General features: G+C 56.6%; 30 protein-coding genes and 1 tRNA gene. 8 read left to right on the top strand and 23 right to left on the bottom strand.

Annotation, left to right across the window (positions count from 1 at the left end):
* Positions 1 to 23 precede the first annotated feature (23 nt).
* Positions 24 to 857 carry a 2-oxo-tetronate isomerase gene (gene otnI, locus B472_RS10075; RefSeq protein ID WP_019427472.1) on the top strand — a complete coding sequence of 278 codons (834 nt, stop codon included), beginning with the start codon at positions 24 to 26 and terminating at the stop codon, positions 855 to 857.
* A 57-nt stretch (positions 858 to 914) separates the two neighbouring features.
* Entirely contained in the window at positions 915 to 1658 is a 744-nt protein-coding gene (locus tag B472_RS10070) for a sulfite exporter TauE/SafE family protein (protein ID WP_238147426.1), read from the top strand.
* Positions 1659 to 1668: 10 nt separating this feature from the next.
* On the opposite strand, the gene B472_RS10065 is transcribed toward B472_RS10070, so the two are convergent.
* On the bottom strand, positions 1669 to 2670 hold the full coding sequence (locus B472_RS10065) for an XdhC family protein (RefSeq protein WP_019427470.1): 1002 nt from the start codon (positions 2668 to 2670) through the stop codon (positions 1669 to 1671).
* Complete coding sequence (locus B472_RS10060) at positions 2667 to 3317, bottom strand: NTP transferase domain-containing protein (RefSeq protein ID WP_019427469.1); 651 nt, start codon at positions 3315 to 3317, stop codon at positions 2667 to 2669. The genes B472_RS10065 and B472_RS10060 overlap by 4 nt, the downstream gene beginning before the upstream one ends.
* 222 nt (positions 3318 to 3539) lie before the next feature.
* Between B472_RS10060 and B472_RS10055 the strand changes: the two genes are divergently transcribed.
* Both B472_RS10055 and B472_RS10050 read left to right on the top strand, forming a co-directional pair.
* On the top strand, positions 3540 to 5021 hold the full coding sequence (locus tag B472_RS10055) for a M20 family metallopeptidase (protein ID WP_019427467.1): 1482 nt from the start codon (positions 3540 to 3542) through the stop codon (positions 5019 to 5021).
* A complete protein-coding gene (locus B472_RS10050; RefSeq protein WP_019427466.1) occupies positions 5021 to 5899 on the top strand; it encodes an alpha/beta hydrolase in 879 nt (292 codons plus the stop codon). The genes B472_RS10055 and B472_RS10050 overlap by 1 nt, the downstream gene beginning before the upstream one ends.
* Here B472_RS10050 and B472_RS10045 read toward each other — a convergent pair.
* The 3 genes from B472_RS10045 to B472_RS10035 form a co-directional block, all read right to left on the bottom strand.
* Positions 5853 to 7043, bottom strand: a complete 1191-nt coding sequence (locus tag B472_RS10045) for an MFS transporter (RefSeq protein WP_019427465.1) — start codon at positions 7041 to 7043, stop codon at positions 5853 to 5855. The two genes, B472_RS10050 and B472_RS10045, sit on opposite strands and share 47 nt — an antisense overlap.
* Before the next feature lie 105 nt (positions 7044 to 7148).
* The gene (locus tag B472_RS10040) at positions 7149 to 7853 is read right to left on the bottom strand and encodes a 16S rRNA (uracil(1498)-N(3))-methyltransferase (RefSeq protein WP_019427464.1); all 705 of its coding nucleotides are present in this window, start codon (positions 7851 to 7853) and stop codon (positions 7149 to 7151) included.
* A gap of 2 nt (positions 7854 to 7855) precedes the next feature.
* Entirely contained in the window at positions 7856 to 8953 is a 1098-nt protein-coding gene (locus B472_RS10035; RefSeq protein WP_019427463.1) for an aminoglycoside phosphotransferase family protein, read from the bottom strand.
* Positions 8954 to 9102: 149 nt separating this feature from the next.
* On the opposite strand from B472_RS10035, the gene B472_RS10030 reads away from it, so the two are divergent.
* From B472_RS10030 to rsmA, 3 genes are read left to right on the top strand one after another with little or no spacing between them, the layout of a single operon-like run.
* The gene (locus B472_RS10030) at positions 9103 to 11439 is read left to right on the top strand and encodes an LPS-assembly protein LptD (RefSeq protein WP_238147425.1); all 2337 of its coding nucleotides are present in this window, start codon (positions 9103 to 9105) and stop codon (positions 11437 to 11439) included.
* A 52-nt stretch (positions 11440 to 11491) separates the two neighbouring features.
* The gene (locus tag B472_RS10025) at positions 11492 to 12775 is read left to right on the top strand and encodes a peptidylprolyl isomerase (RefSeq protein WP_238147424.1); all 1284 of its coding nucleotides are present in this window, start codon (positions 11492 to 11494) and stop codon (positions 12773 to 12775) included.
* Positions 12772 to 13608 (top strand): 16S rRNA (adenine(1518)-N(6)/adenine(1519)-N(6))-dimethyltransferase RsmA, encoded by an 837-nt coding sequence (gene rsmA / locus B472_RS10020; RefSeq protein WP_019427460.1) that lies wholly within the window; start codon positions 12772 to 12774, stop codon positions 13606 to 13608. Before B472_RS10025 ends, rsmA begins: the two co-directional genes overlap by 4 nt.
* A 70-nt stretch (positions 13609 to 13678) precedes the next feature.
* Here rsmA and B472_RS10015 read toward each other — a convergent pair.
* The 18 genes from B472_RS10015 to rplN form a co-directional block, all read right to left on the bottom strand.
* Positions 13679 to 13755 (bottom strand) — tRNA-Met (locus B472_RS10015).
* 18 nt (positions 13756 to 13773) lie between these two features.
* A complete protein-coding gene (rplQ, locus tag B472_RS10010) occupies positions 13774 to 14160 on the bottom strand; it encodes a 50S ribosomal protein L17 (RefSeq protein WP_019427459.1) in 387 nt (128 codons plus the stop codon).
* Between the two features lie 81 nt (positions 14161 to 14241).
* On the bottom strand, positions 14242 to 15234 hold the full coding sequence (rpoA, locus tag B472_RS10005; protein ID WP_019427458.1) for a DNA-directed RNA polymerase subunit alpha: 993 nt from the start codon (positions 15232 to 15234) through the stop codon (positions 14242 to 14244).
* Between the two features lie 100 nt (positions 15235 to 15334).
* Positions 15335 to 15958, bottom strand: coding sequence for a 30S ribosomal protein S4 (gene rpsD, locus B472_RS10000; RefSeq protein ID WP_019427457.1), 624 nt, complete (start codon positions 15956 to 15958; stop codon positions 15335 to 15337).
* A gap of 85 nt (positions 15959 to 16043) precedes the next feature.
* Entirely contained in the window at positions 16044 to 16448 is a 405-nt protein-coding gene (gene rpsK, locus B472_RS09995; RefSeq protein ID WP_019427456.1) for a 30S ribosomal protein S11, read from the bottom strand.
* A gap of 19 nt (positions 16449 to 16467) precedes the next feature.
* Positions 16468 to 16833: a 30S ribosomal protein S13 gene (rpsM, locus tag B472_RS09990; RefSeq protein WP_019427455.1), complete on the bottom strand. Its 366-nt coding sequence runs from the start codon at positions 16831 to 16833 to the stop codon at positions 16468 to 16470.
* 24 nt (positions 16834 to 16857) lie between these two features.
* Positions 16858 to 16971 (bottom strand): 50S ribosomal protein L36, encoded by a 114-nt coding sequence (gene rpmJ / locus B472_RS09985; protein ID WP_028820150.1) that lies wholly within the window; start codon positions 16969 to 16971, stop codon positions 16858 to 16860.
* Positions 16972 to 17076: 105 nt separating this feature from the next.
* Entirely contained in the window at positions 17077 to 18396 is a 1320-nt protein-coding gene (gene secY / locus B472_RS09980; protein ID WP_019427454.1) for a preprotein translocase subunit SecY, read from the bottom strand.
* 22 nt (positions 18397 to 18418) lie between these two features.
* Positions 18419 to 18850 carry a 50S ribosomal protein L15 gene (rplO, locus tag B472_RS09975; protein ID WP_026039639.1) on the bottom strand — a complete coding sequence of 144 codons (432 nt, stop codon included), beginning with the start codon at positions 18848 to 18850 and terminating at the stop codon, positions 18419 to 18421.
* Positions 18851 to 18860: 10 nt separating this feature from the next.
* On the bottom strand, positions 18861 to 19043 hold the full coding sequence (rpmD, locus tag B472_RS09970; RefSeq protein WP_019427452.1) for a 50S ribosomal protein L30: 183 nt from the start codon (positions 19041 to 19043) through the stop codon (positions 18861 to 18863).
* A gap of 14 nt (positions 19044 to 19057) precedes the next feature.
* Entirely contained in the window at positions 19058 to 19576 is a 519-nt protein-coding gene (rpsE, locus tag B472_RS09965) for a 30S ribosomal protein S5 (protein WP_020424611.1), read from the bottom strand.
* A 17-nt stretch (positions 19577 to 19593) separates the two neighbouring features.
* A complete protein-coding gene (gene rplR, locus B472_RS09960; RefSeq protein ID WP_019427450.1) occupies positions 19594 to 19959 on the bottom strand; it encodes a 50S ribosomal protein L18 in 366 nt (121 codons plus the stop codon).
* 11 nt (positions 19960 to 19970) lie between these two features.
* Positions 19971 to 20504, bottom strand: a complete 534-nt coding sequence (rplF, locus tag B472_RS09955) for a 50S ribosomal protein L6 (RefSeq protein ID WP_026039638.1) — start codon at positions 20502 to 20504, stop codon at positions 19971 to 19973.
* 16 nt (positions 20505 to 20520) lie between these two features.
* Positions 20521 to 20916 (bottom strand): 30S ribosomal protein S8, encoded by a 396-nt coding sequence (rpsH, locus tag B472_RS09950; RefSeq protein WP_019427448.1) that lies wholly within the window; start codon positions 20914 to 20916, stop codon positions 20521 to 20523.
* Positions 20917 to 20934: 18 nt separating this feature from the next.
* The gene (gene rpsN, locus B472_RS09945; RefSeq protein WP_026039637.1) at positions 20935 to 21240 is read right to left on the bottom strand and encodes a 30S ribosomal protein S14; all 306 of its coding nucleotides are present in this window, start codon (positions 21238 to 21240) and stop codon (positions 20935 to 20937) included.
* An 8-nt stretch (positions 21241 to 21248) separates the two neighbouring features.
* Positions 21249 to 21788: a 50S ribosomal protein L5 gene (gene rplE / locus B472_RS09940; protein WP_026039636.1), complete on the bottom strand. Its 540-nt coding sequence runs from the start codon at positions 21786 to 21788 to the stop codon at positions 21249 to 21251.
* 2 nt (positions 21789 to 21790) lie between these two features.
* The gene (gene rplX / locus B472_RS09935; RefSeq protein WP_019427445.1) at positions 21791 to 22111 is read right to left on the bottom strand and encodes a 50S ribosomal protein L24; all 321 of its coding nucleotides are present in this window, start codon (positions 22109 to 22111) and stop codon (positions 21791 to 21793) included.
* 9 nt (positions 22112 to 22120) lie between these two features.
* A complete protein-coding gene (rplN, locus tag B472_RS09930) occupies positions 22121 to 22489 on the bottom strand; it encodes a 50S ribosomal protein L14 (RefSeq protein WP_019427444.1) in 369 nt (122 codons plus the stop codon).
* Positions 22490 to 22857: 368 nt separating this feature from the next.
* Between rplN and proC the strand changes: the two genes are divergently transcribed.
* On the top strand, positions 22858 to 23682 hold the full coding sequence (gene proC / locus B472_RS09925; RefSeq protein WP_019427442.1) for a pyrroline-5-carboxylate reductase: 825 nt from the start codon (positions 22858 to 22860) through the stop codon (positions 23680 to 23682).
* Positions 23683 to 23710: the final 28 nt, after the last annotated feature.

Here is a 23710-nt window from a genome sequence, read left to right as displayed (position 1 = left end):
CCCCCTTTTTTTCAATACCCAACATGCCTCAATTTGCTGCCAACTTGTCCATGATGTACCCCGACCTGCCGTTTTTGGAGCGCTTTGAAGCGGCAGCCCAAGACGGATTCAAGGCCGTGGAGTATTTGTTTCCCTATGCTTTCCCCGCGCAAGAACTCGCGGCCCGGTTGAAGGCCCATGGTTTGCAGCAGGTGCTGTTCAATACACCTTCGGGCGGCAGCGACAGCGCCAGCTTCACGCAAGCTTGGGAAGGGGGTAGCCGAGGCACTGCGAGCGTGCCCGGACGTGAAGCCGAGTTCCGCACGGGCTTTGCACAAGCGCTTGTCTATGCCGAAGCGCTGAATTGCCCACGCATCCACGCCATGGTGGGTTTGCGCGCCGCGGGTGCCAGCCCCGAAGATGCCGACACCACCCTGGTCAAAAATCTGCAATGGGCCGCAGCCGAAGCGGCCAAAGCCGGGCGCGATGTGCTGATCGAGCCGATCAACACCCGCAGCGTGCCGGGCTTCCATCTGAACCGGCAAGACCACGCGCACCGCATTGTGGAGGCCGTGGGTGCTTCCAACGTGAAAGTGCAGATGGACTTGTTCCACTGCCAGATCGTCGAAGGCGATTTGAGTGCCAAGATTGCACAGTACCTGCCCACGGGACGGGTGGGTCATTTTCAGATCGCTGAAGTGCCCCATCGCCACGAGCCAGGTACGGGTGAGGTGAACTGGCAGCACATCTTCCAGGTCATCGACAAGGTGTCGGCCGAATGCAGCTGGGACGGCTGGATCGGCTGCGAGTACAACCCGGCCGATGCTTCGGCGGGGGGCACCTCTCGCGGCCTGGCTTGGGCGCGGCCTTACCTGTGAACCAGCGTTGGCAAGATCCAAACGCCATGCCAAGCCAAGACTTTTCGCGGATCTGCTGTGAACGATCTTGACTACCTGATGTGGGCTGGCTTGGCGGCAAGCCTGGTGGGGATGTCCAAGGGTGGGTTGCCCACCGTGGGCATGTTGTCGGTCCCCATCCTTTCCTTGTACATGTCACCGATCAAAGCGGTGGTCATGCTGCTGCCCATCTACATCATCTCCGACATGGTAGGTCTGTGGCTTTATCGCAAAGACTTCAGTGCCGTCAACCTGAAAATCCTTGTGCCTGCCGGCATTCTGGGCATTTTGGTCGCTTGGTTGACGGCGTCCTTGGTGTCGGATGCCGCCGTCAAAGGGATGATCGGATTGATGGGGGTGGGTTTTGTGGTCAATGCGTGGCGGCAACGCAAAACCGTTCATGCTGCCCAGCCAGCGCGCTGGGGTCCCGGGATTTTTTGGGGTGGCATTTCGGGCTTTGCAAGCTTCATCTCACATGCAGGCGGCCCACCCTTCCAGGTTTTTTTGCTCCCCCAGAAACTCCCCAAATTGGTGTTTGCAGGCACCTCAACTTTGTTTTTCGCCATCATCAACCTGGTCAAACTCGGACCCTATCACCTGTTGCAGCCCTATGGCATGGAAGAAATGATGGGCGCATTGGTGTTGATCCCATTTGCCTTGATTGGCACAGTGGCTGGGGCTTACCTGACACGCAAAATCTCTGACGACTGGTTTTTCAAATGGGTCCAAGTGGGCTTGCTGCTGATCTCGCTGAAGTTGATCCTGGACGTCTTCAGGGCTTGAGACCAAGCCATCAAACCGAGCCGCACACCGTCTTTGAGCCTTCCCAATTGCTGAGCGCTTGACTCAAATCGGTGCCCCGGCGCATGGCGGTCATCTCGGCCACGATGCTCATGGCAATCTCTGGGGGCGTGAGCGCACCGATGTTCAGACCCACAGGGCCATGCAATTGCTGCACTTCGGCCTCACTCACATCAAAGTCAAGAAGCCGTTTGCGGCGCTGGGCGTTGTTGTGCAGCGAGCCCAATGCGCCCACATAAAAGGCAGGCGTGCGCAGTGCCTCCATGAGGGCCAGATCGTCGAGCTTGGGGTCGTGCGTCACGGCCACCACCGCGCTGTTGTGGTCGAGGCGCATGGCCAGCACCAGGTCGTCGGGCATTTGGGTGGACAGGGTCACACCGCTCATGGCTTCCCAGCCTTCGTGGTATTCCACACGCGGCTCGCACACCGTGACCTGGTAGTCGAGCATCACGGCCATGGCAGACAGATAGCGCGACAGTTGCCCGCCGCCAATGATGAGCAAGCGCAGGCGCGGACCGTGCACCGTGGCCAGGCTTTGGCCGTCGAATTGCAACTTATCGCCCTCGGTGGCCGCGGTCATGCGCACCATGCCGGTGGCCATGTCCATGCGGCGCTCCACGCGCTGGTGTTGCTCGATCAGCACCAGCAATTCGCGCAGTTGCGACTGGGCCGACAAAGGCTCCAGCACCACCTGCACCGAGCCTCCGCAAGGCAGGCCAAAGCGGCGCACCTCTTCGGCGGTTTGGCCATAGGTGGTGGTCTCAGGCAGGCGCAGGGCCAGCTCGCCAGCGGCCACGCGGCGGATCAGGTCGTCTTCGATGCAGCCACCGGATACCGACCCAGCCACTTGGCCATCATCCCGGATGATCATGAGCGAGCCCGGCGGGCGCGGGGCCGAGCCCCAGGTGCGCACCACCGTGCCGAGCACCACGCGGTGGCCCCGGCTTTGCCAGTCGAGGGCGGTGCGAATGACGTCAATGTCGATGCTGTTCATGTCTGTTTTGTGTGTGATCGGCTCAAATCGCTTGGCCAAAGCAGCGTTTGTCCTGTCAAGGACTCGACTGTCTGGCGGTCTTGTTCATTGTCGACGTCCAGACGGTAATGCGCATCAGGGGTTTTCCATCGGTAGAGCTCATCGGGATGCGCTTTTTGCCATTGCCGCGCCCCCATCTGACCGTCTTCCGCCAAAATTTGCGTGGCCACCTCAGACGAAAAAACCACCGGATTGCCCGGCAAGTCTTGCACCGTCGGTTGGAGCATTTTCGTGCCCACAGGGCGCGAGACATAAGCCTGGATCAGTGCATCGATCGCTTGCGCATCGATCAAGGGTTGGTCCGCGAGCACAACCATCACCGCGTCCAAGTCAAGGGGCAAGGCCAAAAGTCCAGCGCGCAAAGAACTGACATGGCCATCATCAGGTCGGGGGTTTAACACCACGCGAGCACCCCAATACCGCAGCGCGGACTCTTGCTGAATGCGTTCAGCGTGATGCCCCAAAACCACCAGCAAAGGGGCGAGCTGGGTTTGAGACAAGGCCTCCAATTGACGCTCCAGCAAACTCTTGCCACTGAGTTGCAACAAGCACTTGGGGCGATGCCCCATCCGGTTTCCTGCGCCAGCTGCCAAAACAATGGCGCCCATGCGTAGTCTGCCAACATGGGGAACGGTGGGGGGGACGAGCAGGGTCACTTGGATTGGGGAGATTGAGGTGGACCAGGGCAGGCTTGAGGGACTGTTGCAGGGGTATTTTGCGCCAAACAAGGGCAGCAAATGACCGGGTGTCTCCACTGCGAAGCAGCACAGTGGTCGCTGGGGTGCATTCGCGTTACAGTGTTTTTTTGTGTCGCCACCAGGAGCCCCACCATGAACGCCCCCTTGCACCGCGAAACGCCCGATGGCCTGCTCGACAGCGCCCGCGCTCTGAACGACGTCACCCAAGCCTGGGACAGCACCATCCTGCCCGAGCTGAAAAACTACATCGAAATCCCCGCCAAGTCACCCTCGTTTGACGCCGATTGGGCCGCGCATGGCCACATCGAGACCGTGCTGCGCCATGCCGCGCAGTGGGTGGAGGCGCAGAAGGTGGAAGGTCTGACGCTTGAGGTCATCCAATTGCCAGGTCGCACGCCCGTCATGTTTTTTGAAGTGGCCGCCACACGCGCCGCCAGCGAGGGCTCGGGCCAAACAGTGCTGATGTACGGCCATCTGGACAAACAGCCCGAGTTCAATGGCTGGAGGAGCGACCTGGGGCCTTGGACCCCTGTGTATGAAGACGGCAAGCTTTATGGGCGCGGCGGCGCGGACGACGGTTACGCGGTCTATGCCAGCATCGCCGCCGTGCAGGCGCTCAAGAGTCAAAAGACACCGCACCCGCGCATCGTCGGCCTGATCGAGACCTGCGAAGAATCGGGCTCGTACGACCTGCTGCCCTATGTGGACGCGCTGCGCACTCGCCTGGGCGATGTGGGCCTGGTGATTTGCCTGGACAGCGGCGCGGGCAACTACGACCAACTGTGGCTCACCACCAGCCTGCGCGGCATGGCCAGCGGCACACTCAAGGTGCAGGTGCTAACCGAGGGCATCCACTCAGGCGACGCCTCGGGCCTGGTGCCGTCGAGTTTTCGGATCATGCGCCAAGTGCTCGACCGCCTGGAAGACAGTGCCACCGGCCGCCTGCTGCCCGCCAGCTTCCATTGCGAAGTGCCTGCCGAGCGGCTGGCCCAGGCCCAGGCCACGGCCGCCATCTTGGGCGACGAGGTCTACAAGCGTTTTCCTTGGGCGCACTACGATTGCGGCGGCTCGACCAGCTTTGCCCTGCCCACAACGACCGACCCCACGCATGCCCTGCTCAACCGCACCTGGACACCCACACTGAGCGTGACCGGGGCCGAAGGCTTTCCGGCCCTCAAAGATGCGGGCAATGTACTTCGGCCTTACACCGCCTTCAAGCTCAGCCTGCGCCTGCCGCCGCTGGTGGACGCCGCGCAAGCCGTGGCCGAAATGAAGGCCCTGCTGGAGGACAACGCGCCTTATCAGGCCAAGGTCACCTTTGAAAGCGGCGGCGGCGCCACGGGCTGGAACGCACCCGACACTTCACCGTGGTTCGAACACGCATTGAACAGCGCGAGTCAGGCGCACTTTGGCGCGGGTGTGGGCTACATCGGCCAAGGCGGCACCATCCCGCTCATGAACATGCTGAGCGCTGGTTTTCCCAAGGCGCAAATGATGGTCTGCGGCGTGCTCGGCCCCAAGAGCAACGCGCACGGACCGAACGAGTTTTTGCATGTGCCTTATGCCAAGAAGCTCACGGCGGCGGTGGCCGAAGTCATGGCGCGGATGCCTTGATGAACGTGACATCGCGCCCCTCCATCCCGCGCCCGCAAGTTTCTGCTTTGCAGGGCGAAGCCGGCCAACTGGCGGTGTACGACTGGGCCTTGCCTGCCAACCCGCCTCTGGGCACCGTACTCTTGGTGCATGGTCTGGGCGAGCACGCCGGGCGCTACGGCGAGGTGTCGGCGCACTTGCACCAATGGGGTTTTGCGGTGCGGGCCTACGACCAACAAGGTCACGGCCAATCGGCAGGCGCGCGCGGTGACATGTTGCGCCCCGGCAGCTTGCAAGCCGATTTGTGCCGGGTGATCGACGACACCCGCCAGCACCCGCCTTTGCAGGGGACACCCCTCATCTTGCTGGGCCACAGCTTGGGCGGCTTGGTGGTGGCGCGCACGCTGGCCGAGGGTTTGCGCCCGGTGGATGCGGCGGTGTTGTCGTCTCCGGCGCTGGGCGCGTTCCCCAATTTGTTTCAAAAAATACTGTTGGCCACCTTGCCCCGCGTGGTGCCGCACTTGCGCGTGGACAACGGCTTGAAAGCCGAGTTTGTGTCTCGCGACCCCGATGTGGTGAAAGCCTACCTGGCAGACGCGATGGTGCACCGGCGAATCTCAATGGGGCTGGCTGCCTGGATTTTGGAGAATGGCAAGAAGACTCTGGACGATGCGGCAAAGTGGCCGGTGCCCACCTTGCTGCTGTATGCGGGGAAAGACCGTTTGGTCAATGCGCAAGCCAGCGCTGACTTTGCCAGCTCAGCCCCGAAAGATGTGGTGCAAGCCGAATGCTTTGAGGCGATGTACCACGAGGTCTTCAACGACCTCTACCGCGCTCAGGTTTTTGCCTCGCTCAAGCGCTGGTTGTTGGCGCGTTTTGCAGCGCCGCCCTCTGCTTGAACACCATCCAAACGAGCGCCACACCCGTCAAGCTCACGGGCAAGAGCGATCCGATGTTCAACCACACCCAACCTTGCGTGGTGACCAAGGCGCCTGAGGCAAATGAGGTGAGTGCCATGGTGGCAAACACAAAGAAGTTGATGGCGGCCTGACCCCGGTCTTTTTCAGCGGGTGTCCACGCTTGCATGGCCAAAGTGGTGCTGCCGGTGAACAAAAAGTTCCAGCCCAAGCCCAGCAAAAACAATGAAATCAAGAACTGGTGTAACTCAACCCCGGAAAGCGCGACCGCGATACAGACGAAATTGATCACCACCCCCACCGCCATGATTTGCAGCGTGCCGAATTTTTTGATCAAGTGACCGGTGAAAAATCCGGGGGCAAACATCGCAATCACATGCCACTCCAGCACCAAGGCCGCATCATCAAAGCTGAAGCCGCACACCTGCATGGCCAACGGGGTGGCCGCCATCAGCAGGTTCATCACGCCGTAACTCAAGGCCGCTGCGGCTGCCGCCACGATGAACACAGGCTGACGCATGATTTCAGACAATGGCCGGCCCGTGCTGTCGCCAGGCTTTTTGACAGGCACCGCCGGAAAGCGGATGAAGCTCATGCACACCATGGCCAAAATCGCCACCACGCCCAGCGCCATGTAGGCGCCTAAAAAGGGCACTTCGTAGAGTGTGCGGGTGCGCGAGGCCAGGTTGGGCCCCACGATGGCCCCGATCAACCCGCCCGCCAAAACCAGCGAGACGGCTTTTTCCTTGAAGCCGTCGGCTGCCAACTCGGCCGCCGCAAAACGGTACAGCTGACCGTTGGCGCTGTAGTAGCCGGCAATCACTGTGGCCGCGACCAACAACCAAAAGTTGTGGCTGTAAGCCGCAAAGGTGGCCAACATCGCCGAAAACAAAGCCACCACCAGGCCCAGCTGAAACGACACTTTGCGCCCCCAGCGCGACTGGCTTTTGGCCACCAGCCCTGTCGACAAGGCCCCTCCCACCACATAGCCCATGACGGGCAAAGTCGCCATCCAGCCCAGCGGGGCCATGGACAAACCCACCAAACCGTTGATGGCGATGAAGGTGACGTTGTTCGTGAAGAACAGGCCCTGGCAGAGCGTAAGGAGAATGAGGTTGGCGTTCATGCTGGGCAGTTTATCGGTAAGCGCTTATGAAGAGCTGTCGCCTAGGCTCACTGGCCTGCTGCGTTCCATCGCAGCTGACAAAGCGCGCTCCATCGATTTAACCGATCAAACGCAACCAGCAGCCAGTACCGCCAAAGGTGCGGTTTCGGCCCTCAGCACACGCGGCCCCAGCGTCACGGGGGCAAAGCCGGCAGCCAAAGCGGCAAGCTCCTCGTTGGGGCTCAGGCCTCCTTCGGGGCCGCTGAGCACCGTGACAGGGCCGGCACCCCACATCTGCCCCACGGACCGCGTGCCTTCGGACAGTGACAGCACCCAGCGCTCGCCTGGCGGGGCTTTTTTAAGCCATTCGGCCAGCGTCACCGCAGCGTGCACCGGGGGCACGCGGTTGCGCCCACACTGCTCGGCAGAAGCGATAGCAATACCTTGCCAGTGCGCCAGTTTTTTCTCAGCCCGCTCGCCCTTGAGCTTGAGCACGCTGCGCTCTGCCACCAAAGGCGTGATGCTGGCCACGCCCAGTTCGGTGGCTTTTTCGACCAACCAGTCCATGCGCTCGTTGGCGGTGATGCCGGCCAACAGGTGCACCGCACGGACAGCTTCGCGCTCCACCGCGTGGTGTGCACCGATGTCGACGTCCACATCGCTGCGGCCCATGCGGGTCACCGTGGCCTCAAACTCGCCACCCTCGCCGTTGAACAAGGTGATGACATCGCCAGGCTGCAGGCGCAGCACTTGCACATGACGAGCGGCACCTGCAGGCAGGCTGAGCGGCTGGCCAGTGGTCAAAGGGGTGGGGCAGTAAAAGCGCGGCATGCTCACATGCGCCCGTAGGCAAAACCCACTTGGGGCGTTGTGCCCTCGATCTCGTCGATCAATTTGAGCAGCGGGCCCAGCTCGCGGTAACGATCGCAGGTGCTGCGGATGTAATGGATGAAACGCGGCGCATCGGCCAGGTATTTGGGCTTGCCGTCTCGCAAAGTCAGGCGGGCAAAGATGCCGGCCACTTTCAAGTGGCGCTGCAGGCCCATCCACTCGACGGCGCGGTAAAACGCGCCAAAGTCGCTGTGCCAGTCTTCAAAGTCCATCAAACCCGCTTTTCGGGCCTTTTCCCAATAGCGGATGGTGATGTCGAGCACAAAATCTTCGTCCCAAGTCAAAAAGGCGTCGCGCATCAGGCTGGCGATGTCGTAGCTGATGGGGCCATAGACAGCGTCCTGGAAGTCCAACACACCCAGGGGCGCCTTCTCTGCCAAAGGCATCATCAAATTGCGTGGCATGAAGTCGCGGTGCACATACACACTGGGCGCGGCCAGGTTGCGTTGCACGATCAAGGCAAAGGCCTTGTCGAAGACCTCACGCTGCGCAGCTTGCAATGGCACGCCCCGATGCTGTGCCAAATACCAATCCGGAAACAGGCTCAGTTCGCGGTTGAGTAAAGCCGCGTCATAAGGCGGCAGCACACCGGGGCGCGACGCCAATTGCCACTGCACCAGCGTGTCGACCGCCTGCATGTAAAGGCTGTGGTTGGCATGGGGGCGTTCAGCGTCGATGGCCGACATCATGGTGGCGTCGCCCAAGTCGCTCAGCAACATGAAGCCGTGGGCTTCATGCCAGTCCAGCACCTCTGGCGCGTTGAGGCCAGCGGCCTTCATCAATGCAGCGATGCGCACAAAGGGCTCAGAATTTTCCTTGTCGGGTGGGGCATCCATGATGATGCAGCTGTCGCCCCGGATCGTGTCCACTCGCAGATAACGGCGAAAGCTCGCATCGGCCGAGGCGATGCGCAAAGAGTCTGGCAAAAGACCTTGTGCCGCTGCCCTTTCCGATAACCAAACGGCAAATGCTTTTTGTCGCGTTGGGTCGGCCCAAGTGACGTCAGGAACAACAGATGTGGGGGGTGTGAGTTGGCTCATGGATAATCCCATTTTACAAAGTCAAAGTTGCGCCTCTTTGTTCACCAAGTGCGCCTTGCCCAATCCAGTTGATCCTTGTGAGCTGCCCCCCCATTTTGAGACCTGCACAGTACTTTTTTGCCTGGAGGCTTGGGGGTATTGCCGTGGGTGTGGCATTGCTCTTGCAGGGCGAAGTGCTTGCGCAATCAGACCCGATTGTGTTGCGCAGCAGTCCCTTGCTGGAAGAACGGGTTTCGCCTCGCCAAGACAAAGAAGGCGCTGTCTTTGTCTCAGGGCAACGCATGCGGGTACAGCCTGACCTGCGGGCAGTGGTTGAAGGGGCCGCCAATTTGAGAAAGCCAGGCTTGAGTCTGCGGGCTGACCGCATGGTGTACGAACAAGACCAAGATGTTTTGGCAGCGTCTGGCGGCATACAAATCAACCGCGCCGGAAGTCAATTTCAGGGGACTGAACTGCAGCTTCAAGTTGACAGCTTTCAGGGAACGCTTGAAAAACCTACTTTTGAAATTTTTGGCAACGGTGCGCACGGCTCAGCCTCGCAGCTTGAATTCATCGATTCATCTCGTGCCATCGTTCACCAGGCCAACTACACCACGTGCCGTCGCACACCTGGCCCAGACTGGCTGCCGGCATGGCTGCTCACCGCCACGCGCATGAGCATCGACGATGAAGAGTCGACCATCAAAGCGGAAGGGGTCAAGGTTCGCTTTCAAAACTTTCCGGAAGTGTCTGTGCCCTCAGCCAGCTTTCCTTTGACCACAGATCGGCGCTCGGGCTTCTTGCCGCCTATTGTGGGCGTCACGACCCGCAATGGCGCAGAAATTGCTCAGCCTTATTACTTTGACATTGCACCCAATCGGGACGCCACGGTGACCACCCACGTCATGAGCAAACGCGGCGTGGCTGTGGACACCGAATTTCGTTACCTTGAAAAAGATTACAAAGGCCAAACCCGTTTGAATCTGATGCCCTCCGACACCCTGAGTGATCAAGCCCGTTGGGGCTTATCCAGTCAACACAATGGGATCATTGACACAGGCATTGACCGCATCGGTGCATTGGGGCTTGGCCTGAACTTGAACCGCGTCAGTGACGACAACTATTGGCGAGATTTTCGTCGCACAGGATTGGTCTTGACGCAGCGCTTGTTGCCATCCACAGGCGTTCTCAGTTGGGGGCGCGGCGCGTTCAACATGACGGCTCAGGTTCAGCGCTGGCAAACCCTGCAAGACATCAACGCCACCATTCTTCCGCCCTACGACCGGACGCCTCAAATTGGCATGTCATATGGTCAATGGCAAGGTGATGGTTTTGATTGGTCAGTACGGGGAGACACCACCCGATTCGAGGCGGACTTCAGTCGCATTACGAACATGGTGGCTCGAAACGGTGAACGCAGTTTTGTGCAAGCTCAAGTCAGTCGGCCCTGGGTTCGGCCTTGGGGCTTTTTCACGCCCAAACTTCAACTGCATGCGACACGTTATCAACTCGATCAGGCCATGGACAACGGCGCCAATTCAGCCAACCGCGTCTTGCCCACCTATTCGTTGGACACTGGCTTGGTTTTTGAGCGTGCTGCACAGTGGTTTGGTCGGTCGGTGGCGCAAACATTGGAACCGCGTGCTTTTTATGCCAAAACCCCCTTCCGGGACCAAAGCATGCTGCCTCTCTATGACACAGGCATCACGGACTTTAACTTGTCCACGATTTACAGCGAAAACACTTTTGTAGGCAATGACAGACTGATCGACAACGACGCTCTGACCCTGGGTGTCACCAGCCGATTTTTCGATTCAGTCAACGGCGCCGAATTGCTGCGCTTGGGCGTGGCGCAACGCATTCGCTTTTCAGACCAAAGGGTTGTGTTGGACAACACACCTTTGAACAACCAGCTTGCGGCCAAAACTGGCCTGAGTGACCTTTTGTTGGGTGCTGGTGTTCGTTGGGACAATCGCTGGGCTTTGGACAACACAGTACAGATCAATAACCAAACCAATGACATCAGCCGCAACACCCTTCAGCTGCGCTACTACCCCAGCCCCTATCGAGTTTTGAATGCGGCTTACCGATTGAATCGCGGCATCAGCGAACAGCTGGATTTAGGTTGGCAGTGGCCTCTGAGCGATTTGATCGGCCGTAAAGATACCCAAGCAGAATCTGCATGGACACGTTCGCCAGGCCAAGGCTTGGGCCCGGATCGTTGGTTTACCGTGGGGCGCATGAATTTCAGCATGAGTGAAGGCCGCATGGTGGAAAGCCTGATGGGCCTTGAATATGACGCGGGTTGTTGGATTGGTCGCATCGTTTTTGAGCGCAACCAACGGTCTATCGCAACATCCAACACCCGTTTGCTGTTCCAATTGGAATTGATTGGCTTGGCACGCGTTGGCTCCAGTCCTCTGGCGGCTCTTCGCAACAACATCCCTCGTTACCAAGATTTGCGCGACAACCCTTTGCAACCGAGCCGTTTTCAGAATTATGAATAAACCTTTCAATTGCAGCAGCTTTTATGGGCTCAAGTGTTTATCGCTTTTTGTCGTGTTGATCGCGTTTTCGTGGACAACGAATGCTCAGCCCAGCGTCTTGCCTGTGCGCTCTGTGGACTATGTGGTGGCAGTGGTCAACTCCGAGCCCATCACCAACCAAGAAGTTCAGGCATTGAGCCTTCGTTTGCAACGAGAGGCACGCGCTCTAGGCAGTGCCCCCCAAAATGCCGAGTCCAAAAGATTGGCGTTGGATCAGCTGATCAACGAAAAAGCCCAAATCCAACAAGCCCTGTCCTTGGGCATTGTGGTGGACGATGCGGCCATCAACCAAGCCGAGTCTGGGGTGGCCAATAACAATCAACTGACCGTGGAAGCCCTGCGCGCTCGCTTGCAACAAGATGGCATTGGACTCGCCGGATTCAGAGAACAATTGCGGCAACAGCTGTTGCTGACGCGTGTTCGTGAACGAGAGGTTGAAAGCCGGATTCGCATTTCTGAGTCAGAAATCAACCAGTTTCTCAATGAACAGTTGCAACGCCAATCTGCCAAATCCTCGGCTGATGTGAATTTGGCCATGATTTTGATTGGCGTTCCTGAAAACAGTTCGCCCGATCAAATCAAGCAACTTTCCGGCACGGCCCAATTGGTGGCTCAGCGTGCCCGCACTGGCGAAGATTTTGCCGCTTTGGCCACTGCCTTTTCGACTGCCGCTGACCGCGGCGTCAACGGCGGGGCCATGGGTCTTCGCCCCCTGGACCGTTACCCCGAACTCTTTGTTCAAGCAACGGCGGACTTGCCTGTTGGTGGCGTTTCGGGTGTGGTGCGCTCAGGTGCAGGTTTTCACATTTTGAAAGTTCTGCAAAGGCAAGCCCTTCCCACCACCTTGCTGATCACCCAAACTCGCGCTCGGCATATTTTGCTTCGCCCAAGCGCACAACTCTCTCAAACTCAAGCCATTGCTCAGTTGTCTGCAGTTCGCCGTGACATTTTGTCTGGCAGCGCTGATTTTGCGGATGTGGCAAAACGAATGTCACAAGATGGCAGTGCAGCCCAAGGTGGCGACCTCGGCTGGGCCAATCCCGGCATGTTCGTGCCTGAGTTTGAACAGCCGATGAACCAACTGCGCCCCGGGCAACTGGCCGAGCCGGTGGTCTCCCGATTTGGTGTCCATTTGATTGAAGTCGTTGACCGACGAGACGCCGCCATGACCGATGCAGAACAACGCAACTTGGCTAGAAATGTATTGCGAGAGGGCAAACTGGACGAAGCTTATGCTTCTTGGGTCCAAGAAATTCGTGGCAAAGCTTTTGTTGAAATGCGGGAACCACCGCAATGAAACACATTGCACGCAAACGTTTTGGCCAACATTTTTTAACCGACACCGCCATCATTGACAGCATTGTTGATGCCATTGATCCCTTGCCCGGACAAGCCATGGTGGAGATTGGTCCTGGTTTAGCCGCCCTGACCCAACCACTGGTCGAGCGCTTGGGGCATCTCACGGTGATTGAACTGGATCGTGATCTCGCCGTGCGCTTGCGTGAGCATCCGCACTTGAACGTCATTGAATCAGACGTCTTAAAAGTCGATTTCAGAGCTGTGTCTGCTGCTTTGACCGACAAGCCAAGTGCCCCACAGTCCGTCAGCTCCCCTCTGCGATCCTCCCATTCAGATGGCAAACTGCGCGTTGTCGGCAACCTTCCTTACAACATTTCGACGCCTATTTTGTTTCACTTGCTGGATCAGGTCGACGTGATTGAAGACCAGCATTTCATGCTGCAAAAAGAAGTCATCGATCGGATGGTGGCCGCACCTTGCACCTCTGACTACAGCAGGCTTTCCGTCATGCTGCAGTGGCGCTACGAGATGGCCAATATTTTGTTTGTTCCACCGACCAGCTTTGATCCACCACCACGTGTTGACAGTGCCATTGTTCGCATGGTGCCTCTGAGTACGCCACCTGCGTTAGACGTCCATTTACTTTCAACCCTGGTTCAAGTGGCATTCAGTCAACGCCGAAAAATTTTGCGAAACACCTTGGGCAGATGGTTGGATGAGCAAGGTTTTTCAGGTCAGTTTGACCTCCAACGACGCGCCGAAGAAGTTCCAGTGATCGAATACGTTGAAGCCGTTCAATCACTGATGACGCAGGCAAAGAGCAATGCCTGACAGTCAACAGATGGACGAAAAAAAGCCCTCGTTAGAGGGCTTTTTTAATGTTCAAACGAATCAAACCGTTTGGTTGCGGGGGCCGGATTTGAACCAACGACCTTTGGGTTATGAGCCCAACGAGCTACCAGACTGCTCCACCCCGCGGTATGTTTTGATTATACCTTACTCAGCTGCTGAATCAGCAGCGATTTCGGGACGATCGACCAATTCAACCAATGCCATCGGTGCGTTATCGCCCACACGGTATCCCATCTTCAAGATGCGTGTGTAACCGCCAGGACGCTTGGCAAAGCGAGGGCCCAAATCGGCAAACAACTTGACGACACTGTCGCGGTCGCGCAGGCGGTTGAAGGCCAAACGCTTGTTCGACAAATTGTCTTCTTTGGCCAAAGTGATCATCGGCTCAATGACACGACGCAGCTCTTTGGCTTTTGGCAATGTTGTTTTGATGACTTCATGCTCAATGAGTGAATTCATCATGTTACGCAGCATGGCGAGACGGTGCTCGCTGGTGCGGTTCAATTTACGGAGGCCGTGTCCGTGGCGCATGGTGCTTACCTTTCTTTATTAAACAGACAGCCGTATCAGGTACTGTCCGTGCACACCCCGGACGAATCCGGGAACTTTCAATTAACGCTTTTCCAAGCCGGCTGGTGGCCAAGCTTCGAGTTTCATACCCAATGTCAAACCACGTGAAGCCAAAACTTCTTTGATTTCGTTGAGTGACTTGCGGCCCAAATTGGGTGTTTTCAGCAACTCGTTTTCAGTGCGTTGGATCAAATCACCAATGTAGTAAATGTTCTCAGCCTTGAGACAGTTGGCCGAACGAACGGTGAGTTCAAGCTCGTCCACAGGGCGCAACAGAATCGGGTCGAAATTGCCTGCACCACCACGAACGGCTGGTGCATCGAACGCAGACAATTCACTGCCTTCGAGTTGTGCAAAAACAGCCAGTTGTTCGACCAAAATCTTAGACGATGCGCGAACAGCGTCTTCAGCGGTGATGGCACCGTTGGTTTCGATTTCAATGACCAGCTTGTCCAAGTCGGTACGCTGCTCAACACGGGCGCTCTCAACCGTGTAACTCACACGTTTGACGGGCGAAAACGAGGCGTCGAGCACGATGCGGCCCAATGCTTTGGTCGGCTCGTCAGCGTAACGGCGCATGCTGCCCGGCACGTAACCACGGCCTTTTTCAACCTTGATTTGCATATCGAGCTTGCCGCCTTGTGACAGGTTGGCAATCACGTGCTCAGGATTGATGATTTCGACGTCGTGAGGCGTTTGGATATCCGCCGCGGTCACTGGACCTTCGCCATCTTTGCGAAGGCTCAGAGTGACTTCATCACGGTTGTGCAACTTGAACACAACCCCTTTGAGGTTCAACAAGATATTCACAACATCTTGCTGGACACCGTCAATGGAAGAGTATTCGTGAACTACGCCAGCAATGGTGACTTCGGTCGCCGAGTAACCGACCATTGAAGACAACAAAACACGACGCAGTGCATTACCAAGCGTATGACCGTAACCGCGCTCAAAAGGCTCAAGCGTGACTTTTGCACGGTTGGCAGCCAATTGCTCGACTTGGATCGCTTTGGGTTTCAACAAATTTGTTTGCATTCAGACTTCCTTCTCAATACCCCCGGTTCGTTACACCGGTAAGGCTGATGAAGCGCCCAGGCGAAAGAAATAACGCACTGGGAACGATCAAAACAGCGAATTAACGTGAATACAGTTCGACAATCAACGATTCGTTGATGTCAGCACCAAATTCGTCACGGTCAGGAACCTTTTTGAAGGTGCCTTCGGCTTTGTCCGCATTGACTTCAACCCACGCAGGCATGCCAACTTGAGCAGCCAACTGCAGAGCTTCAACCACACGGTTTTGCTTTTTGGATTTTTCGCGAACCGCAACCACATCACCGGCTTTGACCAAGTATGAAGGGATGTTCACAGATTGGCCGTTGACCGTGATGGCTTTGTGAGAAACCATCTGACGGGCTTCTGCACGTGTAGAGCCGAAACCCATACGGTAAACAACGTTGTCCAGGCGGCACTCGAGCAAAGCCAACAGGTTCGAGCCTGTGTTGCCTTTGCGACGGTCAGCCTCGGCGAAGTAGCGGCGGAACTGCTTCTCCAACACACCGTACATGCGCTTGACTTTTTGCTTCTCGCGCAACTGCAGACCGTAGTCCGATGTGCGTTGACCGGAAGTACGGCCGTGTTGGCCTGGTTTGGTGTCAAATTTAGACTTGTCTGCGATAGAGCGACGTGCACTCTTCAAGAACAAGTCAGTGCCTTCACGGCGGGAAAGTTTGGCCTTGGGGCCTAGGTAACGTGCCACTTGATTTTCCTTTATGCAGCTGCCGCATCAGAAATGCGGGAGCCAGGCGATGCAAGCAAGGCCTGGCGGTGGGCTTGGTGAGAGATTAAATGCGGCGACGCTTTTGAGGGCGGCAACCGTTGTGCGGGACTGGCGTCACATCGGCAATCGATGTGATGCGAATGCCCAACGCACCCAAAGCACGAACCGAAGACTCGCGACCTGGGCCTGGGCCCTTGATCTCGACGTCGAGGTTTTTGATGCCTTGTTCTTGCGCAGCACGACCCGCTACTTCGGAGGCCACTTGGGCTGCAAAAGGTGTTGACTTGCGTGAACCCTTGAAGCCTTGGCCACCCGAAGACGCCCAAGACAAAGCATTGCCTTGGCGATCGGTGATCGTGATGATGGTGTTGTTGAACGAAGCGTGCACGTGAGCAATGCCGTCGGCAATGTTCTTGCGGACTTTTTTGCGGACACGTTGTGCTGCGCTGTTTGATTGTGCTTTTGCCATGTTGGTCTCTCAGTCCTGCTTATTTCTTCAGAGCCGCAGCACCTTTGCGCGGTCCCTTGCGAGTACGTGCATTGGTACGTGTGCGCTGACCGCGCATGGGCAAGCCACGACGGTGACGGAAACCACGGTAGCAACCAATGTCCATCAAACGCTTGATGTTCATGGTGGTCTCACGGCGCAGGTCACCTTCAATGGTGAACACAGCGATGTGGTCGCGAATTTTTTCCAAGTCTGCGTCGGTCAGATCCTTGATCTTCTTCGAATAAGCGATGCCAGTGGCCTCGCAAATTTGTCGAGCGCGGGTGCGACCAATACCGAAAATGGCGGTCAAGCCAATTTCAGCATGTTTGTGCGGCGGAATGTTGATGCCAGCGATACGTGCCATTTTCGTCCTCTAAAACTAGTTCAATCAGCCTTGACGCTGCTTGTGACGTGGATCTGTGCAGATCACACGAACAACGCCTTTACGGCGGATAACTTTGCAATTACGGCAAATCTTTTTTACCGAAGCAGAAACTCTCATGGTTCTCTCCAAAAAACTTATCAATGATTTGTCTAACCAGACAAAGTTAAAAACTGGGCCCTTGAACACTCGCATCAAGGGGCTTGACCCAAACCACTTACGCCATCAGGACTTGAAACTCGCCTTTTTCAGGAGAGAGTCGTACTGCTGAGACATCATGTAGTTTTGAACTTGCGCCATGAAATCCATTGTGACCACCACAATGATCAACAAAGATGTACCGCCAAAGTAAAACGGAACATTGTATTTCAGAATCAAGAACTCTGGCAGCAGGCACACGAACGTGATGTAAGCAGCACCCACAGCGGTCAATCGCAACAAAATCTTGTCGATGAATTTGGCAGTTTGGTCACCCGGGCGAATGCCAGGAATGAACGCACCACTTTTTTTCAAGTTATCGGCTGTTTCACGGCTGTTGAAAACAAGGGCCGTATAGAAGAAACAGAAGAAAATAATGGCCGCCGCATAGAACATGACATAAACGGGCTGGCCAGGCGCCAAGGCGTTGGCCACATCTTTGAAAAAGCGAACCACCGAACTTTCAGAGGAACCCGAACTGAACCAACCAATCAATGTGGCTGGCAACAAAATGATCGATGAAGCAAAAATGGGAGGAATGACACCCGCCATGTTCAGCTTCAGTGGCAAGTGCGAAGACTGACCACCATAAACTTTATTTCCAACCTGTCGGCGTGCGTAGTTCACCAAGATTTTGCGTTGTCCTCTTTCGACAAAAACCACAAAATAAGTCACCAAGCCGACCACCACAATGATCAACAGGGAGATCAAAGGATTCATGGCGCCGGTACGAACCAACTCAAACAAGCCGCCGAGAGCGCTGGGCAAACCCGCAGCAATCCCCGCAAAAATCAAAATTGAAATACCGTTACCCAAACCACGCTCAGTGATTTGCTCACCCAGCCACATCAGGAACATGGCGCCCGCGGTCAAGCTGACCACAGCGGTCATCCGGAAACCCATTCCAGGATTGATCACCAAGCCGGCCGAAGCTTCGAGTGCAACGGCAATACCAAAAGATTGAAAGATGGCCAAACCCAAGGCACCAAAACGTGTGTATTGGGTAATTTTTCGACGACCAGCTTCACCCTCTTTTTTCATCTGCTCAAACGTGGGAACCACGTAAGTCATCAACTGCATCACGATCGATGCAGAGATGTAAGGCATGATGCCCAGCGCAAAAACAGTGAAGCGAGACAAGGCACCACCAGAGAACATGTTGAATAAATTCAAAATGCCGCCCTGCTGACCATTGAACAATTGCTTCAGTTGGTCAGGATCAATCCCGGGCACGGGGATGTGCGCACCCATGCGGTATACAACCAGCGCCAACAGCAAGAAAACAAGCCGACGACGCAGGTCGCCAAACTTGCCTGCCTTGGATGTCTGATGAGCGATGGTTGCCACAGTGCGTCTCTGTCTTCAAAGATCAGGCCACGGAACCGCCGGCTGCCTCAATGGCGGCCTTGGCACCAGCTGTTGCACCAATGCCTGTCAACTTGACCGCTTTGGACAACTCACCTGTGTTGATCACTTTGACCACTTTGGCCATTTGACCCACCAGGCCTGCTTGCTTCAATGTCAAAACATCGACTTCAGGCAAAGCAAGACGCTCAAGAGAGGTCAAAGTGATTTCAGCGTTGTACTTCAGCGTCATGGACTTGAAGCCGCGCTTGGGCAAACGGCGCTGCAAAGGCATTTGACCGCCTTCGAAACCCACTTTGTGGTAACCACCCGAACGGGATTTTTGACCTTTGTGACCACGGCCGGCGGTTTTACCCAAGCCCGAACCGATACCACGGCCAACGCGACGTGGCGCGTGCTTAGAGCCTTCTGCGGGCTTGATGCTGTTGAGTTCCATCATTCGCCTCTTAGAGAACTTTGACCAGGTAACTGATCTTGTTGATCATGCCGCGCACTGCGGGCGAGTCTTGCAACTCACTCACAGAATTGAGCTTGCGCAAGCCCAAGCCACGCACAGTAGCGCGGTGTGACTCTTTGGTGCCAATCGGGCTGCGAACCAGTTGGACTTTTACGGTAGATGCTGTCGTCATGTTCGTTCTCCGGTTCAGCCGAACAACTCTTCAACCGACTTGCCACGCTTGGCAGCCACGTTGGAAGCTGTTGTGCAGTTGGACAAAGCGTCCAAGGTGGCACGAACCATGTTGTAAGGGTTGGACGAACCGTGGCTCTTGGCCACGATGTCGGTGATGCCCACCACTTCGAACACAGCGCGCATTGGACCACCAGCGATGATGCCGGTACCCTTTGGTGCTGGTGCCATCATGACGCGAGCTGCGCCATGGTGGCCGTGAACGGCGTGGTGAATCGTGCCATTTTTAAGGTGGACTTTGGCCAAGTTACGGCGCGCTTCTTCCATCGCCTTTTGCACAGCTGCTGGCACTTCTTTCGATTTGCCCTTGCCCATGCCAACTTTGCCATCGCCGTCGCCGACCACAGTCAATGCTGCGAAACCGAGGATACGGCCGCCCTTGACCACTTTGGTCACGCGATTGACCGCGATCATCTTCTCGCGAAGACCGTCTTCAGGTCCTTCGCTTTGCGGTTTTGCTGTAAATTTAGCCATTTGTATCTCCGATCCGTTTAGAACTGCAGACCTGCTTCACGGGCTGCTTCGGCCAAAGCCTTGACACGACCGTGGTAGGCAAAACCTGCGCGGTCGAAGGCGACCTTCTCAACGCCAGCGGCTTTCGCTTTTTCAGCAATGCGCTTGCCGATCACTGCTGCTGCTGCGGAGTTGCCACCTTTGCCTGCAGCGCCCAAAGCGGTACGCACTTCGGCTTCTGCGGTTGATGCGGCTGCCAAAACTTTGGTACCGCAGCCAGAGATAACGCTGGCATAAATGTGCAGGTTGGTGCGGTTCACAGTCAAACGTGCCACGCCTTGCTGGGCAATGCGGATGCGTGTTTGACGTGCACGACGGAGACGCTGCTCTTTCTTGGTCATCATGATGCAGCTCCTTATTTCTTCTTGGTCTCTTTGATCGTGATCTTCTCATCCGAATAACGGATGCCTTTGCCTTTGTAGGGCTCAGGGGGACGAACAGCACGGATCTCAGCAGCGATTTGGCCAACACGTTGACGGTCTGCACCCTTGATCACGATTTCAGTCGCGGATGGGGTGGCTACCGTGATGCCCGCGGGCATGTCGATGTTGACGGGGTGCGAATAACCCACAGCGAGGTTCAACTTGGCGCCAGTGGCAGCCGCTTTGTAACCCACACCGACCAGGCTCAGCTTTTTCTCAAAGCCTTTGGTCACACCAGTCACCATGTTGTTCACCAGCTGACGCAAGGTGCCACTCATGGCATTGGCTTCGCGTGAATCGTTGGCGGGTGCAAAGCTGAGTTTGCCGCCTTCGTTGTTCACGGTCACCAGCATGTTGGCGGCGATGGCCAGTTGGCCACCAGCGCCTTTCACACTGATTTGATTTTGGTTCACGGACACATCCACACCTGCGGGGATGGTCACGGGCATTTTTGCTACTCGGGACATTCAGTCTCTCCTGCCTTTAAGCGACGTAGCACAGCACTTCGCCACCGACACCGGCTGCGCGCGCTTTGCGGTCGGTCATCACACCTTGAGGTGTGGTGACAATGGCGACGCCCAAGCCGTTCTGGACTTGTGGGATGGCATCACGGCCTTTGTACACACGCAAACCAGGGCGGCTTACGCGCTCGATGCGCTCAATGACTGGGCGACCGGCGTAGTACTTCAGGGCAATTTCGAGAACGGACTTGCCGTCTTCGGTTTTGACTTGGAAACCGTCAATGTAGCCTTCATCTTTCAGCACTTGGGCAATGGCCACCTTCACTTTGGAAGAAGGAACCATCACAGCAGCTTTCGCCACCATTTGTGCATTACGGATGCGGGTCAACAGATCGGCAATAGGATCACTCATGCTCATGTTGTTATCTCCTGCCGATTACCAGCTGGCCTTGGTCACGCCCGGAATGTGGCCTGCAAAGGCTAATTCACGGATTTTGGCGCGACCCAAACCAAATTGACGGAACGTACCGCGTGGGCGACCGGTGATTTCACAGCGGTTGCGTTGACGGGTCGGGTTTGCGTTGCGTGGGAGCTTTTGCAGGCCCAGACGGGCAGCTGCGCGCTCTTCATCGCTGCGCTTGAAATCGTTGGCAACTGCTTTCAATTCCGCGTATTTCTTCGCGAACTTGGCAGCCAGTTTTTCACGCTTGAGCTCACGCTCGATCAAAGCTACTTTAGCCACGTGGCACCTCAGTTCTTGAAGGGGAAGCGGAAAGCTGTCAAGAGCGCTTTGCACTCTTCGTCAGACTTGGCCGTGGTGGTGATGCTGATGTTGAGACCGCGCAAGGCATCGACCTTGTCGTACTCGATTTCAGGGAAAATGATCTGCTCTTTGACGCCGATGTTGTAGTTACCACGACCATCAAATGCGCGACCCGAGATACCACGGAAGTCACGAACGCGAGGCAAAGCCACGGTCACGAAACGGTCCAGGAATTCATACATCTGAACGCCACGCAGTGTGACCATACAGCCGATGGCTTGTTGCTCACGGATCTTGAAACCAGCAATCGCCTTCTTGGCCTTGGTCACTACAGGCTTTTGGCCGGCAATCTTGGTCAAGTCGCTGACAGCGTGGTCCATGACTTTCTTGTCAGCGACCGCTTCAGACACACCCATGTTGAGGGTGATCTTGGTGATGCGAGGAACCTGCATCGGTGACTTGTAGCCGAACTTGGCTGTCAAATCGGCAGCGATTTTCTCGCGGAAGAGTTGTTGAAGACGTGCCATGCTCATGCCACCTTGATTTCTTCGCCGCTCGACTTGTAAACACGAACGCGTGTTCCGTCAGCTTGCAGCTTGATGCCCACGCGATCAGCCTTACCTGTTGCGGCATTGAAAATGGCCACATTGGATTGGTGAATCGGCATGGCCTTTTCGATGATGCCGCCAGTAGTACCCTTCATCGGGTTTGGCTTGGCGTGTTTTTTGACGATGTTGATACCATCAATGACCAAGTGCGAGTCAGTGGCACGGAGCGACACTTTGCCGCGCTTGCCCTTGTCACGACCTGTGATGACGATGACTTCGTCGCCTTTGCGAATCTTGTTCATGGCGCGTCCTTACAGTACTTCAGGAGCCAAGGACACGATCTTCATGAACTTCTCGGTACGCAGTTCACGCGTGACCGGGCCGAAGATGCGGGTGCCAATAGGCTCCAACTTGGCGTTCAGCAACACAGCGGCGTTGCCATCGAATTTGATGAGGGAGCCATCGCCGCGGCGGATGCCCTTGGCGGTGCGAACCACCACTGCACTGTAGATCTCGCCTTTTTTGACGCGACCACGTGGGGCGGCTTCTTTGATGCTCACTTTGATGATGTCGCCAACACTTGCATAGCGACGCTTGGACCCGCCGAGCACCTTGATGCACAGCACGGACTTTGCGCCGGTGTTGTCGGCCACATCCAACCGAGATTCTGTCTGGATCATTTCTTTGTTCCCAACTTGTATTCTTTGCCTGCCAGCCCAATAGCCAACACACAAGAATCAGTCTTGGACCCGTCATTCACACCGCAAACCACTCGCGGCACTTCAGATTGGGCAGATACCTACGCCTTTTGAAAAGCGAAGCCCTCTATTATGCCTTTAAAAAATGCGTGGCGCAACCACTTGAGCAAATAATTTGCAAAACCTGCGCTTTCCACCTGGCAGCGCCTCAAAAGGACGGGGCTCTCGATGGGCGCCCATGCAGCCGGCCATCGCCACGGACACCCCAATGGCGACCGCACAAACAGCGACAATCGCCGCATCACAGCGTTCAACAGGCCCTTTGGCGTCACTTTCGGAGTTTGCAACCCATGACACACCACGCACACCACATGGCCTTTATTGGCGGCGGCAATATGGCCAGCGCCATCATCGGCGGTCTGATTCGTCAAGGTATGAAGCCCGAACAATTCACCGTGATTGAGCCTTTTGCAGAAACGGCCGCCAAGCTGCAACAAGACTTTGGCATCACCGCCTTGTCTGCTGCAGGACCGGCTTTGGCGCAAGCCGAGTTGGTGGTCTGGGCCGTCAAACCCCAAGTTTTTCTCGAGGCGGCACTCCCGGTCATGCCTTTCACCCGTCCGGCGCTCCACCTGTCGGTGGCTGCAGGCATCCGCACAGACAGCATTTGCCGCTGGTTGAGCACACAGCGTGTGGTGCGCTGCATGCCCAACACGCCTGCGCTGGTCGGCCAAGGCATCACCGGCTTGTTCGCTTGTCCATCGGTCACTCCCGCCGACAAAGCTGAGGTTGAGCAAATCATCCGCACCACAGGCCAGAGCGTGTGGGTCGATCAAGAAACACACCTGGACGCCGTGACCGCGCTGTCAGGATCGGGCCCCGCCTACGTTTTTTACTTTTTAGAAGCCATGACCGAAGCGGGCGTGGGCATGGGGCTCACCGCCGCCCAGGCCTACCAACTGGCAGTGGCCACCTTTTCTGGGGCTTCGGCTTTGGCCGCCGCCTCCAGCGAAACACCCGAAGTGCTGCGCCAACGTGTCACCTCCAAGGGCGGTACCACCTACGCGGCCTTGACCAGCATGGACAGCGCAGGTATCAAAGCTTCATTTGTCGTGGCCATGCAAGCCGCCCAAAAGCGGGCCGGCGAGCTGGGAGACGAGTTTGGCAAGGCCTAAATTCTCTAATTATGAAAGCGCCATAGGG

This window comes from Limnohabitans sp. Rim28, assembly GCF_000293865.2.
Lineage (GTDB): Bacteria > Pseudomonadota > Gammaproteobacteria > Burkholderiales > Burkholderiaceae_C > Limnohabitans_A.
The sequence above is the reverse complement of the archived record's forward strand: the minus strand, read 5'-3'. Positions and strand labels throughout refer to the sequence as shown.